Annotated in this window: 20 protein-coding genes and 1 pseudogene; 8 read left to right on the top strand and 13 right to left on the bottom strand. The window is 60.1% G+C overall.

Translation table 11 applies throughout. The features are described from left to right. Nucleotides 1-2: 2 nt before the first annotated feature. From C5J22_RS05980 to C5J22_RS06000, 5 genes are read right to left on the bottom strand one after another with little or no spacing between them, the layout of a single operon-like run. The gene (locus tag C5J22_RS05980) at nucleotides 3-386 is read right to left on the bottom strand and encodes a hypothetical protein (RefSeq protein ID WP_105437519.1); all 384 of its coding nucleotides are present in this window, start codon (nucleotides 384-386) and stop codon (nucleotides 3-5) included. A gap of 11 nt (nucleotides 387-397) precedes the next feature. After that, on the bottom strand, nucleotides 398-1,639 hold the full coding sequence (locus C5J22_RS05985; RefSeq protein ID WP_105437520.1) for a phage major capsid protein: 1,242 nt from the start codon (nucleotides 1,637-1,639) through the stop codon (nucleotides 398-400). A 1-nt stretch (nucleotide 1,640) separates the two neighbouring features. Continuing rightward, entirely contained in the window at nucleotides 1,641-2,144 is a 504-nt protein-coding gene (locus tag C5J22_RS05990) for an HK97 family phage prohead protease (RefSeq protein WP_105437521.1), read from the bottom strand. Next, a complete protein-coding gene (locus C5J22_RS05995; RefSeq protein WP_105437522.1) occupies nucleotides 2,144-2,536 on the bottom strand; it encodes a hypothetical protein in 393 nt (130 codons plus the stop codon). Before C5J22_RS05995 ends, C5J22_RS05990 begins: the two co-directional genes overlap by 1 nt. After that, nucleotides 2,526-3,710 (bottom strand): phage portal protein, encoded by a 1,185-nt coding sequence (locus C5J22_RS06000; protein WP_245440304.1) that lies wholly within the window; start codon nucleotides 3,708-3,710, stop codon nucleotides 2,526-2,528. Before C5J22_RS06000 ends, C5J22_RS05995 begins: the two co-directional genes overlap by 11 nt. A gap of 152 nt (nucleotides 3,711-3,862) precedes the next feature. Between C5J22_RS06000 and C5J22_RS31040 the strand changes: the two genes are divergently transcribed. Next, entirely contained in the window at nucleotides 3,863-4,315 is a 453-nt protein-coding gene (locus C5J22_RS31040) for a hypothetical protein (RefSeq protein ID WP_172746536.1), read from the top strand. Here C5J22_RS31040 and C5J22_RS06005 read toward each other — a convergent pair. The 8 genes from C5J22_RS06005 to C5J22_RS06030 all read right to left on the bottom strand — a co-directional run bounded on the left by C5J22_RS06005 (nucleotide 4,283) and on the right by C5J22_RS06030 (nucleotide 6,784). Further along, on the bottom strand, nucleotides 4,283-4,540 hold the full coding sequence (locus tag C5J22_RS06005; RefSeq protein WP_105437524.1) for a hypothetical protein: 258 nt from the start codon (nucleotides 4,538-4,540) through the stop codon (nucleotides 4,283-4,285). The two genes, C5J22_RS31040 and C5J22_RS06005, sit on opposite strands and share 33 nt — an antisense overlap. Next, nucleotides 4,537-4,755 carry a hypothetical protein gene (locus C5J22_RS06010; protein ID WP_105437525.1) on the bottom strand — a complete coding sequence of 73 codons (219 nt, stop codon included), beginning with the start codon at nucleotides 4,753-4,755 and terminating at the stop codon, nucleotides 4,537-4,539. Before C5J22_RS06010 ends, C5J22_RS06005 begins: the two co-directional genes overlap by 4 nt. Beyond that, nucleotides 4,752-4,913: a hypothetical protein gene (locus tag C5J22_RS31045; protein WP_172746537.1), complete on the bottom strand. Its 162-nt coding sequence runs from the start codon at nucleotides 4,911-4,913 to the stop codon at nucleotides 4,752-4,754. Before C5J22_RS31045 ends, C5J22_RS06010 begins: the two co-directional genes overlap by 4 nt. Next, nucleotides 4,910-5,569 carry a DUF1376 domain-containing protein gene (locus C5J22_RS06015; protein WP_105437526.1) on the bottom strand — a complete coding sequence of 220 codons (660 nt, stop codon included), beginning with the start codon at nucleotides 5,567-5,569 and terminating at the stop codon, nucleotides 4,910-4,912. The genes C5J22_RS31045 and C5J22_RS06015 overlap by 4 nt, the downstream gene beginning before the upstream one ends. A 14-nt stretch (nucleotides 5,570-5,583) precedes the next feature. After that, nucleotides 5,584-5,754 carry a hypothetical protein gene (locus C5J22_RS31050; RefSeq protein ID WP_172746538.1) on the bottom strand — a complete coding sequence of 57 codons (171 nt, stop codon included), beginning with the start codon at nucleotides 5,752-5,754 and terminating at the stop codon, nucleotides 5,584-5,586. A 1-nt stretch (nucleotide 5,755) separates the two neighbouring features. Then, a complete protein-coding gene (locus C5J22_RS06020; protein WP_105437527.1) occupies nucleotides 5,756-5,944 on the bottom strand; it encodes a hypothetical protein in 189 nt (62 codons plus the stop codon). Next, nucleotides 5,941-6,186, bottom strand: a complete 246-nt coding sequence (locus tag C5J22_RS06025; protein WP_105437528.1) for a hypothetical protein — start codon at nucleotides 6,184-6,186, stop codon at nucleotides 5,941-5,943. The genes C5J22_RS06020 and C5J22_RS06025 overlap by 4 nt, the downstream gene beginning before the upstream one ends. A gap of 403 nt (nucleotides 6,187-6,589) precedes the next feature. Further along, nucleotides 6,590-6,784, bottom strand: a complete 195-nt coding sequence (locus C5J22_RS06030) for a helix-turn-helix domain-containing protein (protein ID WP_105437529.1) — start codon at nucleotides 6,782-6,784, stop codon at nucleotides 6,590-6,592. 108 nt (nucleotides 6,785-6,892) lie between these two features. On the opposite strand from C5J22_RS06030, the pseudogene C5J22_RS32025 reads away from it, so the two are divergent. The 7 genes and pseudogenes from C5J22_RS32025 to C5J22_RS06060 form a co-directional block, all read left to right on the top strand. After that, nucleotides 6,893-6,991, top strand: a pseudogene (locus C5J22_RS32025) (Arc family DNA-binding protein); the annotation flags it as partial. Beyond that, nucleotides 6,992-7,309 carry a hypothetical protein gene (locus tag C5J22_RS06035; protein WP_245440318.1) on the top strand — a complete coding sequence of 106 codons (318 nt, stop codon included), beginning with the start codon at nucleotides 6,992-6,994 and terminating at the stop codon, nucleotides 7,307-7,309. It abuts the pseudogene before it with no gap. Continuing rightward, nucleotides 7,309-8,502 (top strand): site-specific integrase, encoded by a 1,194-nt coding sequence (locus C5J22_RS06040; RefSeq protein ID WP_105437531.1) that lies wholly within the window; start codon nucleotides 7,309-7,311, stop codon nucleotides 8,500-8,502. The genes C5J22_RS06035 and C5J22_RS06040 overlap by 1 nt, the downstream gene beginning before the upstream one ends. 277 nt (nucleotides 8,503-8,779) lie before the next feature. Next, complete coding sequence (locus C5J22_RS06045) at nucleotides 8,780-8,977, top strand: hypothetical protein (protein ID WP_046630783.1); 198 nt, start codon at nucleotides 8,780-8,782, stop codon at nucleotides 8,975-8,977. A gap of 152 nt (nucleotides 8,978-9,129) precedes the next feature. Beyond that, on the top strand, nucleotides 9,130-9,783 hold the full coding sequence (locus C5J22_RS06050) for a protein-L-isoaspartate O-methyltransferase (RefSeq protein ID WP_105437532.1): 654 nt from the start codon (nucleotides 9,130-9,132) through the stop codon (nucleotides 9,781-9,783). A gap of 269 nt (nucleotides 9,784-10,052) precedes the next feature. Next, the gene (locus C5J22_RS06055; protein WP_105437533.1) at nucleotides 10,053-10,967 is read left to right on the top strand and encodes a DUF2497 domain-containing protein; all 915 of its coding nucleotides are present in this window, start codon (nucleotides 10,053-10,055) and stop codon (nucleotides 10,965-10,967) included. A 141-nt stretch (nucleotides 10,968-11,108) separates the two neighbouring features. Then, the gene (locus C5J22_RS06060; RefSeq protein ID WP_105437534.1) at nucleotides 11,109-13,940 is read left to right on the top strand and encodes a valine--tRNA ligase; all 2,832 of its coding nucleotides are present in this window, start codon (nucleotides 11,109-11,111) and stop codon (nucleotides 13,938-13,940) included. Nucleotides 13,941-14,169: the final 229 nt, after the last annotated feature.

Below are 14,169 nucleotides of genomic sequence, written 5' to 3' on the forward strand. Positions count from 1 at the left end.
CATCAGGGCAGCTGGATATGCTGATGGCCGATGAGGGCGATTGCGCCGAGTTGGATCGAGGTCCCCCCGGCTTTGGTCAGAGCAAGGCGGACGTACCGCTTCTTGCCGATGTATTCGACCTGGTAGGCGCTCGTGGCGCCCAAAGAAGCAGGCACACCGTTGATGATGTCTTCCTCGTCGGCATCTGTGTAGCCGGATCCGGAAGTGTCGCTCTCCTGCACCTTCACGCCGAAGTCACCGGCGCTGGTGATGGAGCCCGTGTTCACGATGAACATGAGGCCCTGCGATCCCTTACGGTCGATTTCAAGGCCGTCCGCGGCAGCGCTCTGGGACGCAGAGTTGATCGCCGGTACAGCGTGGAGGTTGTGGTAAAGACCCTTGCGCATTTAGCTTCTCCTTAGTTCGCTGCAATCTTGAGGAACTTGATTGCGTTGAAATCGCCCGCACCGCCGCCGACGCGCTTGTAAACGTCGAAGACAACACGGCCTTTCTGGGTGAGCTCGTCGCGGTTGATGCGAACGCCCTGGCGGTCGACGATGACGTAGCCCTGGCGGAAGTCCCCGAACGCTATGGGGGTGGTGCCGGCGGCGATGTCGGGCATGTTCTCGTCAATCTCGACCTGGTAGCCGAGCAGCGGGTGTTCGATGCCGTCGATGAGATTGCCGGTTGGCGCCCAAAGGAACCTGCCATCGCCGTCTTTGATCGTGCGGATGCGAACGGCGGTGTTACTGTTCATCACGAACCGGGCGTTGCCTTTGTACGGACGACGCAGCGCCGAAACGAGCTTGATCAGCGATGCGGTGAGTTGGTCATCTGTCGGCGCTGAGGCGTGACCAGCCGGGATGTACTGATGCTTGCCCCAGGCGCGGGTGAAATCTTTCTCTGGAGCGGTGCCGTAATCGAGGAGGCCACGAGGCTTGCCCTCGACGCCATCACCGTTCCAGAAAGCCTCGCCTTCGGTTTCGTCGAAGTCGTGAACCGCATTGTTGATCAGCCAGGAGGCAATATCCGTGGCAGCGTCGTCGAGCAGGTGACGTGTTGCCACGGGTGCAGCATACAGTTCGGAGACTGGATAGCTGTGCTTGATCAGTTCCGGGCGCGGCGTGTCCTGCGGGCGTTCCTCACGCTCTGCAACCCACTTGGCGCCGCGGCGGCCCATGCTGTAAAATCTTTCGTATTTGTCGGTCGAGATACTGACCACCTCGGCAAGGCTGCGAAGCACCGAGAGGTCCGTCATCAGCGTGCGGATCGACAAATCGATGGTCGGCAGGACGAAATAGCCGCCGGCGGGGTCGGTATCCGACGCTGCTGCAGATTTCATCTCGAAGGAGCCACCGGCTTCCTCGATCGCTGCAGAGATGGAAGAGCGCAGGTAGGACGACAGGGCCTTACGCTCGACCTCGATCTGCTCGTCCTTGTCCTTCTTTACGCCGGGGCGATTGGCCTTCTTCTCCAGCTCGTCGAGGCGATCGATGAGTGCCTTGATCTCCGGCCCACCTTCGACCTTCTTCAGACGCTCGTCGATGTTCTTCTGCAGATCCTCAAGGGACTTGGTGACGATCGAAACCGGATCGTCCTCTTCGCCCTTGCGGGTGATCGCCACGCTGTCGAGCAGCGCCTGTTTCATGACATGCTGCATGTCACTTCCTTCCGATCTGCGCGGCTGCGCGGTTGATGGCAGCGGCGATGGAAAGCGCCTCGACTGCCGACTTGGCGGAGGTGACCCTCGCGCCGGGATGCATGCCTACCGTGACAAGGCTGATCTCGATCATTTCGAGAGCCTTGATGGTGCGGCCCCCGCCTGGGCGGGTAAGTGCTTTTTTGGTGATGAAGCTGATGGAGACGCCATTGACGGCGCCGGCCCGAACAAGAGCATTCACTTCTCGGGCCCGCGCGACTTCGCTGATCAGCATCTTGCCGCTGACGTGTAGGCCGTCCGATCTCTCACCGGCGACATCCCAAGTGCCGATCGGATCACCATGGTCATGGCCAAACAGCATCGGGATCGGGAGCTTGAGGCTCTTGAACGTACCCGGCTCGATCATGTCGCCTACCCGGTCGGGGGTGGCGAAAGGCCATGCCAGTGCCGAGATAGCCCCGCTATCGTCTGCCAGCATCTTGGTTTCGAAGAATATCCGATCCATCAGCCACGCTCCGGTGCGAAGTTCCGGCGGTCACCGGCGAAGGCGTCCACTTGCGCCTGGAGCCAGTCAGCTGCCTTGAGGACGCGCACGACGTTCTTGTGGTTGAAGGAAAGGTCCGAGCCTTCGTGTTGCACCTCCCAACGAAGGACGCATTTGCCGAGGCAGTTGATGCGGGCTGCTTCCCGGTGCGCCGCGGTGACTGTGCCGTCCGGCTCGGCGCGCTCGGCCAGTTCGTCCATCATTTCGATACGGGCGCGGCGCTGGGTGGCGCTGTCCGGGCCGGCGATCCACATCACCATACCCGTCGGCTTGCCTTCGAACGGCTCGTGGATTTCGAGCTTTCGGCCACGGTCCTGGTCGACCACGTTGGCTTGGATTTCCTCAAGCGTCATCGCGCGGCTCCTTGTCGGCGTCGTCTTCATTGTCTGGCTTCGGCGGGGTCTGCGCAGAATTGCGTATAGGGTCCGCTGGGTTTTGAGCAGACCCCGGCTGACTACTGCCGGTGTTCGGGTTCGCGTATTCCTCGCCACCATCACGGGGTGGGAGGTCTAGCCAATCGCGGCCGGTGTTCGGGTTGATGACGCGGGAGGCAACGAGGCTGTTGATCGCGGCTGCCAACACCGCCAGGTCAACCTTACTGAAGTCGTCACGCTCAAAGCGGACAGCATATTTCGCCCGCTCTTCTTTCGTGAAAAGGGCGCGGCGATAGGCGCTCTCCAATGCCTTCAGCCACGGCTCAAGGCAGAGCAGAAGAAATAGGCGCTGCATCTCTGCCGAGTTCGACCATGTTGCCCGGGAAAGCTCGCCAATAAGTATGGCGGGGATGTTGAAAGCGCGGGCTATTTCTTGAAGCTGGAAGATCCGGAGCTGCTGGAATTGGGCATCCACGCTCGAAAATGTCATCTGTGCCCATGACGCACCGTCATAGAGGAAGGCGGTCTTGCCCCCGTTCTCGGAGCCCTCCATGGCCGCGCGCCAGCCCTTGATCATTTTCTTTAAGCCTTCGTCACCGAGCGGCTTAGGAGACGAGACGACGCCACCGGGACGGGCGCCTTTACCGAAAAGCTGCGCCGCATGGCGCTCCATGACGATGGCAACACCGATCGCCTCCCGGCATAGTGTCACCGGGCTCCTGTCGAAGGTGCTCTTGAGGTGGACGATGTTGCCGGCCGGTTGGATGATACCGTTGATCCGGTACCGCGGCTGAAGACTGTCATCGGGATAATCGACGTTGATATAGCCGGGACGCGGGCGGATGATTTCCAGAACCGAATCGTCCGATGATCGGCGCGTCACCTGGGCAAGTCCGCCTTGGTCGCGGGTCAGGGCATCGACCATGAGGGAGCGGGTCAGCTCGAAACCGGAGGTCCAGTCATTTGCTTCGTTCTTGAGAAGGCCGGCAACCGGATGGGCTGGGACATCCGTCTCGGTACCATCATCCGCGATTTCAACGACCTTCACACGAAGGCTGGCGGCCGCTTCGGATATGGTGCGGACGGCAGCGGCGACGGCCGGCACGCGAAGAGCGATCTCAGATGAAACTGCGATGCCGGTTGAGGTCGGCATTCCGCCACCGAGCAGATCAAGGATCTGGTCGTCGGTCAGGGCTTTCTTTTCAGTCCGGAATGGGTTCCATCTCATCCATCAGGTTATGCCCGATGCGGGATGTAATAGCATAACGGTTTGAGACGGGAATTCGTGGCTGTGGGAGGTTAGGCGTGGGTGTAGGAAAAGTTCTGTTTGATTGGCGAGATCGTCGCTACCGTCTGATCCAGCTTAGGCTGGAGCGCGAAAAAGCATATGAGGATTTCTACACAAGGACTAAGGGGCTCAACCGCCGATCCGAAGAGTATGAAAGCCTGGATGGCGACCACCAGAATGCGGTAGCGCTACTCTCTGCCGAAATAGGAAGGCTAGAGACCTTAGACCTGCTTCGCCGCGCCTACCGCTGGCGAGCTCCCGTTCCCGGTCACCCGGTGCTGCCGGAAACGGAGAATGAGCATTGGGCTTGGAACCGAGTGATCGGTGGATATCATCTGACAACGAAGGGAATGCGCGAGGTAAGGCATGCCGTTGCCGCTGAGGTCGACCTCTATTACAAGCCATGGCTTTCATGGGCAGCCATCGCGATCAGTTTCCTAGCCCTGATCGTTTCTGTTTTCAAACCGTAGGAAGGCGATCAGGTCGTCCTCAAAAGCGTAGTACCGCCCGCCGATTTCCCTCACCGGAGAGCCGGGCTGTTTAGCGATCGTGTCCCGGACGAAGTCGGCACCAACACCGATCCGCCGGCCGATCGCCGGCAGCGTCCAAATGATCCGAGACGGGTTTCCGGCTGGCTTAGCTCTGCCGTCCAGCATGGCGTCGAGGCGCTCGGGGGTGAGGGCGGGGCGGGTCAAATATCGTCCTCCGTGTCACCGACCTCGTTCACGACCAAGCGGCCCCGCTCATTTCGGTAGGGCGTGAAGTATTTCGCAGATTTGCGGCTCAGCTTGACATGACGATCCCTGTAATAGTCGATTAGATCTTTCAACTCGGGCGATGGGCCAGCTATCTTTTCAAGCGCAGCCAGCGTTGAGGCAATGCGCTCGATCTCGTCATCCAGATCTTTCATGCGACGCTCCGTTTCATCTGGATCAGATCGCCGCCACCCTTGGGGCGCGGGATGTTGTAGATCGCCTCCATCGCCGCCTTGTGGACCAGCGCCGGCATGAGCGTCACGACATTGGTCGGTTTCGTATCGGCCCACTCGAATAGATCAAGCTGCTTCATGCGTTTGCCCTCGCTTTAACGTCCCACGCCTCGATATCGAAAGGTGTGAGGTGCCCTTCCATCAGCATGCCGAGGCACCGCTTCAATTCCTCTGGCGGGCAACCACGGCTCAAAAGAAAGTTTCTGCCACCTTCAACGCTCTGAGGAACCGGGAAGGCTCGCGTATACGTTTCCTTCCTTTCTTCATCATAAGCCCGACTTGGTGAGGCTGACGCTGCCGTTGGCGCTGCCGGTGAATTTAAGTCTGAAGGTGAAGGTGATGGTGATGGTGATGGTGTTTCATTTAGCTTTCCATCAGCTTTGCCGTTAGCTTTACCTGTAGGTTTCGTTTCGGTTTCGTTTAGGTTTTCTGTCGGCTTGCGCGGACGACCACCTTTCTTGCCGTTCTCAACCTTCGTCAGGCGCAATTCCTCTGATTGCCGGCGGAGTTCAGCCGTCTTGACGTGATGCCACTGCCAATCGAAGAGAGGCGCCAGAGCATCCCGGATCATCGGCCATTGCTCCCGCTCTGCCGAGCAGATGCGGCGAAGCCGTTCTTCGTCCGTCGGAAGTTCGCCATGCATCCATTGGTGAAGCCTGAGGCGCATGTGGCAACCGTATTCCTCGGGGCTGAGTGCCGACGTTTCAGCAAGCTCGTCTCCGATATAGATTTGCATCCAAGGTAGATGGCTCAACCGAAAGCCCTCCGGTTCGTTCTATACTGCCGCGCGAGTGTAAGCGCCTGGGCGGCCTGAACCGCGGTGATGTGGAACTTCTCCCGGAGCAGGTGGATGACCTGCTCCGGGATTTCCTTCTGATCGGCAAGCCACATCGCTGCGGCCGTGATGGGCTCGTTTGTCATGCTACCTCCCAAGGACGTGGAGTTTCTGCAGCTCGACGGCCAAGCTCTGGATCGTCAGCGGCCGCTTTTCACCGGCAATCATCTTGCCGGTAGCAGTGTGTGAAAGGACGTAACCGCCGCTTGATTTGGCGACGGTGAAGCCAGCGTCCTTGGCCAGCTTCTTGAGGCGGGATTGGGGATTGATGGTCACAGTCCGCAGCCTCCGGTCAGGCGGCCGACGCTGTAATCTCCCTCGTCGCCATTGTAGTCTTGCTCATCGCCGTCGACTTCAAGGTCGTATTCACCGCACTGGGGCGAACCACCAAGCCATGGCTCTTCGTCCCCGCTATTTTCGACGTCGGGATCACCGTCGAGGATGTCCAGCAGCCCGATCATCTCCTCAATCTTGGCTTCCAGCCTTCGGCGCGTGGTGATGATGATGCGCGGGTTCATACCGACGCCCTCCCGGAGGACCGCGGGACGACCAGGACGAATTCTGACTTTGCCTCATGGCAGGTCTGAACACGCCATCCCGTCTCGTTCGGGTGCAAATCTGCCATCGCCTCCGCAAGCGCGTTTGAATGGTACCGAACACGCTCCGAGGGTAGGGCCTTCGCGAGGAACTCGTCTACCGATAGGGGTGCATCACGAACCGAAACCTTAGCGGCCGCTGTGACCGGTAGCGAGGCGACGGTCGCAAATCCAAGGAACAGTCGGCGGGAGAGGGGTGGAAATGGTGACGGCGCAGTGTTATCTTCCCCTTTGTTCATAGATAAGTCCTTTCTCGGGATGTTTGAACCATGGTCCGGAACCGTTGGCGCGGTTGCCGGACCGTTTGCGTTCCGGAGGGCCGCGTTCATGCCGCCTCCATGAAGAAGGCAATGAGCTTGCTCCGCTCGACGACCCAGCGGCCGTTCACTTTCTTGGCTGGCAGCTGGCCCTTTTCCAGCATGTCGAACGTCGCGCGCTGAGATCGCCCAATCATCTTTGCGATATCGGCGGCGCCCCAGATGAGGTCGAGCGCGACGGAGTTATCCGCATTTCTCGTCATAAATGGTAACCTTTCGTTATTAACATCACGGTAATGTAAATTACGGTGATTTCATTGCGCGTCAAGCGAAAAGAAATTACGGTGATGTAAATCTCGGGGGTATACGGAATGGCGAAGGTAGGGCGGGGTTCGGATCAGTTTCCGCTGAGGCTTCCTGACGGGCTCAGGAACAGGATCAAAGGTGCAGCCGATCGGAACGGCCGCAGCATGAACGCGGAGATTGTTCGGGCTTTGGAGATAGCATTTCCTGAACCCGTTTCGGTGGGGGCTCGCTTAGCGGACTTAGGGGTCTTGTTTTCTGCGCTCAGAAAGATGCGTGGTTACGATGCAGCGGTCGAAGCTATTACGGACGAAATCCTCGACATCATCACCTCGGGTGCGGACGGGCGAGATCCAAGTCTAGGTGATGAAGCGATCTCGGAGCTGCAAAAAGCTCTACTCAAGTGGAATGGTCAGCGAGAGGTTGAGGCAGCCGCTCACAAGAGGATCGTTGATGAAAAGTACAAGTCTCTGGAGAGTGAGTGATGTCCGTTCGCAAGCGTGAATGGACCACACCTAAAGGCGTCGAGAAATCCGCCTGGGTTGTAGACTATTTCGACACCACCGGCGTTCGCCGCTTGAAAACGTTCCGGCTCAAGAAGGAAGCTGACCAGTTCGCAGCTACGGCAACTGTCGAGGTGAGGGAAGGGACCCACGTCGCGGACTCGGCGAGCGTCACAGTCGAGAAAGCCGGCGCGCTGTGGGTCGCGTCTGGCGAGAACGCCGGCCTTGAGCGGTCGACCGTAAACCAGCGGAAGAGCCACCTTGAGCACCACATCGTGCCACTCATTGGCCAGGTACTGCTTTCGAAGCTCACGGTGCCGGCGGTGCGCGATTTCGAGGATAAGCTCAGGGAAGCAGGAAGGTCACCGGCGATGGTGAAGAAGATCCTCACTTCGCTCGGTTCCATCCTGTCCGATGCGAACGAGCGTGGTCTCGCTACACGCAATCCAGTGCGCGACATAAAAGGGAGCCGAAAGGGCCGCGACAGACGTCAGGAGAAGCGCCAGAAGGGCAAGCTTGAGGTCGGGGTCGATATACCAACTCGCGAGGAGATCAAGGCTCTTGTGGCCGCCCTGGACGATCACTGGAGGCCGCTGCTCGTCACGGCGATCTTCACCGGTATGCGCTCATCAGAGCTGCGCGGGCTGAGATGGCAGGACGTGAATTTCAAGAAGGGCGAGATCAGCGTCAACCAGCGCGCCGACCAGTTCAAGGCGATCGGCCCGACGAAGTCAGAAGCAGGCGTCAGGGCAATCCCGGTCCCCCCGCTCGTCATAGCCGCTCTGAAGGCTCATAAGCTCAAGCAGCCAAACGGCGCCCATCTAGTTTTCGCCAATCCTGATGGAGAACCCCGATCGCATACGAACATCATCAACAAGGGTTTGGTGCCGGCGATGATGAGGGCAGGGGTGACGGTCGAATCAGCCGAGCTCGACGAGGATGGCAAGCCGCTCCTGAAGGCGAAGTACACCGGCCTACACGCCTTGCGTCATTTTTACGCAAGCTGGCTCATCAATCGTAAAGAAGATGGCGGCCTGGGTTTGCCGGCCAAAATGGTCCAGGAGCGCCTCGGACACGCCTCCATCGTGATGACAATGGACGTCTATGGCCACCTTTTCCCCCGCGGCGACGACGGGACAGAACTGGCACATGCAGCGAACATCCTGCTCAACTGACTGCAACATGAGTGCGACACGAGACAGAAAAGCCAAACGTTAACAAAGGCAGGGAAAAGCCTGCAAATCCTTGCACCCGAGTTCGATTCTCGGCGAGGCCTCCAATTTCCCCTTCTTGTCTGACCTGTTCCTCAAATCCAAACATGCTTTGATACCAAGCATTTACCACGCATATTTGTGTGCGCTGCAACATGGTTAATTTTTTAACCTTCTCCTCCTAGTCTCGGAACAGAAAGGCCCGCTCAGCATTTATGGGGTGGAACGGAGGGAAGGCGCCATGATCACCAGGATAATCAACGTACACCGTCAGGCAGCCAACGAGGTCGAAGGCACCGGCACATTCGCCGACGGCATGTTCCCGCTGACCTCCGCCGAGCAGTCCGCCTTCGACAAGGACCACAGCCTGCGCTCTTCCTATGGGCGGGACTATGTGACCATCCGCAAGCTGGAAGAAGCGCCGCCGGCCTACGCTTGAGCTTCGGCCCCACGGTTGAGCCTGAGGAGAGCGGGGCGCTCTCCTCCGCTTTTTTGCTTCGAAAGCGGCCAGTGTCTTGAAAGCATGTCTTGCCGTCAGTAAGACGGTCATGCGTAGACCGGCGCATCGCCGGGTGATTTGGGACGACTGAGATGATGGATTTCGAAGCAGCACGGACGAAGATGGTCGAAAATCAGATCCGCACCACCGATGTCACGTCGCATTCGGTTCTGCGGGCCTTCTACAATGTTCCGCGTGAGGCTTTCGTGCCGGCCAAGGCAAAATCGCTCGCCTATATCGATGCGGACATCGAGGTTGCCCCTGGCCGGTACCTGATGGAGGCTTCGCCGCTTGCCAAGCTTCTGCAGCTTGCCGCCATTACCAAGGATGACGTCGTGCTCGAAATCGGCACCGGCAGCGGTTATGCGACCGCCGTCCTGTCCCTGATCGCCGGCTCCGTCGTCTCGCTGGAGGCGGATGAGACGCTGGCCTCGCAGGCAACCGCGACGCTCTCCTCGCTCGGCTACGACAATGTCGCGGTCGTTACCGGCGAGCTCGAGAATGGTTATGTCGCCGAGGCGCCCTATGACCTGGTCTTCGTCAACGGTGCCGTCGAGGAAGTGCCTGCCGCGCTTCTGGAACAGCTGCGCGATGGCGGACGGCTGGTCGCCGTCGTCGGTTATGGCAATGCCGCCCAGGCGAAGGTGCTGGTGAAGGAGCAGGGTTCCATCTCCGAAAGCGCCTCTTTCAACGCGTCGGTGAAGCCACTGCCGGGCTTCCGAAAGGCCAAGGAATTCGTGTTCTGATCGCTCGGCGCGGTTCGAACGCCATGAACGGGAAGGGGCCTTGCGGCCCCTTTGTCGTTTCCGGCGGCGCCACCTGTCTGTTTCACGCCAGTGTCACTTGTTTCCTGCAAGTGTGACTTACGGGATTCACAACCCCAACAAAACTGTGTATCGGTAGGAGGCCTGGGGCACTTGTCATTGTTTCCAGCCCCCCCAACACCTTAGAGTAACGTCGATTCGGTTCACCCTCCACGGGGCCGACTCGAGTGCCGGTAACAGCGGGGATGAAAATGGCTCAGCCAAATGTAGCGCGTGAACCCTCCATGGAAGAAATCTTGGCGTCCATTCGCCGGATCATTGAAAGCAATGAACCGAACGCCGAGAACGCGCTCAGCGGCCAGCTTCCCCCGGTTTATGGCGACGATGAGATCGAAGACGGCGAAGAGACGGGCTTTGTTCCCGACATGGCTGCCAATGATCGCGGCGCGCCATCGCGCAGCGAGCCGATGAACTACCCGTCGGGATCCTCGGGCCAGACGGCACAGCAGGATCGTACCCTGTCGCTCGCAGATGTCGCCGCAAGGGTCCGGGCCGCTTCGACCCGCCAGCAGGAGACCGGCAGCGTGCGTCTTTCGGCCGCTTCGACTGCGCCGGGCCCGTCGGCGGCCACCTCTTCCGCGCAAACGCCGTCCTCGCCCGCATCGGCGGCACGCCAGGAGGAGCCGGCTCAGCTTCGCCCGATGCCGCGCATGCCCGAATTCCGCGAACCGGCCACCCAACCAGCCCCCGTCACGCAGGCTGCCCCGGTGGCGCCGCAGCCGGAGCCGGTCCAGCGTGTCATGATGCCGGTCTTCGACCCGCCGCTGTCGGCTACGCACAGGGCCGAAGCGCCGGTGCGGTCCGAACCACGAATCGAGCCGAAAACAGAGCCGAAACTCGCTGCGGAACCCGCGCCGCGCAGCCTGCCGGCGAAGATCGAGGAGACCGCGAACCTTCTGTCCGCCGAAGCCGGCGCTCAGGTCGCAAAATCCTTCAGCGAGCTTGCCTCGGTGTTCAACGGCATGGAGCGCCGTTCGCTCGAGGACATGGCCGGCGACATGCTGCGCCCGATGCTGCAGGAATGGCTGGACGACAACCTGCCGACGCTGGTCGAGCGCCTGGTGCGCGAGGAAATCGAACGCGTATCCCGCGGCACGCGCCGCTAAGCCAGCGGTTGGCCTGGCCCATCCGCCCGCAAGGCTGATCGATACGGCCGCTCCGGTGACGGGGCGGCTTTTTTATTGACTTGGAACACCCCATCCTATTTACACCCCGATAGCTCTCAAAGAACAAAAACGGGTCAGGAAATGCTCGAAAAGACCTATGATTCCGCAGAAGTAGAACCGAGGATCGCCAAGGCCTGGGACGAGGCCGACGCTTTTCGCGCCGGCGTCAACGCCAAGCCGGGCGCGGAAACCTTCACGATCGTGATTCCGCCGCCGAACGTGACCGGTTCGCTGCATATGGGCCACGCGCTCAACAACACGCTGCAGGACATCATGATCCGCTTCGAGCGGATGCGTGGCAAGGACGTGCTGTGGCAGCCGGGCATGGACCATGCGGGCATCGCCACCCAGATGGTCGTCGAGCGCCAGTTGATGGAGCGCCAGCTTCCGGGACGCCGCGAAATGGGCCGCGAGGCCTTCGTCGACAAGATCTGGGAGTGGAAAGAGGAGTCGGGCGGTCTGATCTTCAACCAGCTGAAGCGTCTCGGTGCTTCCTGTGACTGGTCGCGCGAACGTTTCACCATGGACGAGGGCCTGTCGGCCGCGGTCCTGGAAGTCTTCGTCACGCTCTACAAGCAGGGCCTGATCTACAAGGACAAGCGCCTCGTCAACTGGGATCCGAAGCTGCTGACCGCGATCTCCGACCTCGAAGTCGAGCAGCACGAGGTCAACGGCAATCTCTGGCACTTCCGCTATCCGCTTGAGGAAGGCGTCACCTACCAGTATCCGGTCACATTCGACGAAGACGGCAATGCGACCGAATTCGAGACGCGTGACTATATCGTCGTCGCGACGACGCGTCCCGAAACCATGCTCGGCGATACCGGCATTGCGGTGAACCCCGAGGATGAGCGCTACAAGGCCATCGTCGGCAAGCACGTCATCCTGCCGATCGTCGGCCGCAGGATCCCGATCGTCGCGGACGACTATGCCGATCCGACGGCCGGCACCGGTGCGGTCAAGATCACCCCCGCGCACGACTTCAACGACTTCGAAGTCGGCAAGCGAGCACGGCTGCGTGCCATCAACGTGATGAACGTCGACGGTACGATCACTATCAAGGACAACGAGGATTTCCTCGAAGGCCTCGATCATCCGGCAGCACTTCACGGCGCCTGGGATCGCCTCGAAGGCCAGGATCGTTTCACCGCCCGCAAGATCGTCGTCGAGATTTTCGAGGAAGCAGGCCTGCTCGACAAGGTCGAGCCGCACAAGCACATGGTGCCGCATGGCGACCGTGGCGGCGTGCCGATCGAGCCGAGGCTGACCGAACAATGGTATGTCGACGCCCACACCCTGGCGCAGCCGGCAATCGCTTCCGTCAAGGAAGGGCGCACCAAGTTCGTGCCCAAGAACTGGGACAAGACCTATTTCGAATGGATGGAGAACATCCAGCCCTGGTGCATATCGCGACAGCTCTGGTGGGGACATCAGATCCCGGCCTGGTATGGCCCGGACGGCCAGGTCTTTGTCGAAAAAACCGAGGAAGAGGCGCTGCAGGCCGCCATCCAGCACTATCTTTCGCACGAAGGCCCGATGAAGGCTCTTGTCGAGGATCTCCTGGAGAACTTCAAACCGGGCGAGATCCTGACCCGCGACGAGGACGTGCTCGACACCTGGTTCTCTTCGGCGCTCTGGCCGTTCTCGACGCTTGGCTGGCCGGACCAGACCAGGGAGCTTGAGAAGTATTATCCGACCAGCGCGTTGGTCACCGGTTTCGACATCATCTTCTTCTGGGTTGCCCGCATGATGATGATGGGCCTGCATTTCATGAAGGACGAGGATGGCAATCCGGTCGAGCCCTTCCACACCGTTTATGTCCACGCGCTCGTTCGCGACAAGAACGGTCAGAAGATGTCGAAGTCGAAGGGCAACGTCATCGATCCGCTCGACCTGATCGACGAATACGGCGCCGACGCCTTGCGCTTCACGCTGGCGATCATGGCGGCGCAGGGACGTGACGTGAAGCTCGATCCGGCCCGCATCGCCGGTTACCGCAATTTCGGCACCAAGCTCTGGAATGCCACACGCTTTGCCGAGATGAACGGCGTCAAGCGCGATCCGGCCTTCCTGCCGGAGGCAACTGCGCTGACCGTCAACCGCTGGATACTGACGGAACTTTCCGAGACCATCCGCGACGTCACGGAGGCGATCGAGACCCAGCGGTTCAACGAGGCGGCGGGTTCGCTCTACCGTTTCGTCTGGAACCAGGTCTGCGACTGGTATCTGGAACTCCTGAAGCCGATCTTCGCAAGCGAGGATGAGGGTGCCAAGGCGGAGGCCCAGGCCTGTGCGGCCTACGTGCTGGAAGAGACCTACAAGCTCCTGCATCCGTTCATGCCGTTCATGACGGAAGAGCTCTGGGCCCACACCGAAACGCGCGACGGCCTGCTTTGCCACGCCGATTGGCCGGCGCCGGAATTCGCCGATCAGGCAGCTGCGGAAGAGATCAACTGGCTGGTCGACCTCGTCACCGGTCTGCGCTCTGCCCGCGCGGAGATGAACGTGCCGCCATCGGCCGTTGCGCCGCTGATCGTCGTCGGCGCCAACGAACTGACCCAGGCGCGTCTGCGCCGTCACGAGGCGGCCGTCCGCCGCCTTGCACGCGTGGAAACCATCGAGCTTGCCGAGGCAGCGCCGAAGGGTTCCGCCCAGATCGTCGTCGGCGAGGCGACGGCCTGCCTGCCGCTCGGCAACCTGATCGACGTCGTGGCCGAAAAGGCGCGCATCGAGAAGGCGGTCGGCAAGACCGAGGCCGAGATGGATCGCATCGGCAAGAAGCTGGCCAACGAAAAATTCGTCGCCAATGCCGATCCCGAAGTGGTTGCTGCCGAGCGCGAACGCTTTGCCGAACTGGAAGTTCAGATGGCGAACCTGAAGACTGCTCTTCTGCGCATCAGCGAAGCCGGCTGACCGTCTTCATCGTGAATCGGTGGAAATAAGGGGTGCCGCGCCGGAAACGAGCGCGGCATTTCCCGTTTCGCAACCGTTTGTTGGCCCTGGGTCGCATGTGTGCAACTGCTCACTTGCAGAAAGCCGCATTGTTGCCACATTGACACAGATAGCCGGCTTAAAATAATAAAATTCTAATCTTAACGATCCAATTAAGGGAGAGAGAGCAATTTTGTGCCGAAATCGGCAT

Origin of the sequence: Neorhizobium sp. T25_13 (assembly GCF_002968675.1) — a bacterium.
In the GTDB taxonomy this organism is placed as follows: domain Bacteria; phylum Pseudomonadota; class Alphaproteobacteria; order Rhizobiales; family Rhizobiaceae; genus Neorhizobium; species Neorhizobium tomejilense.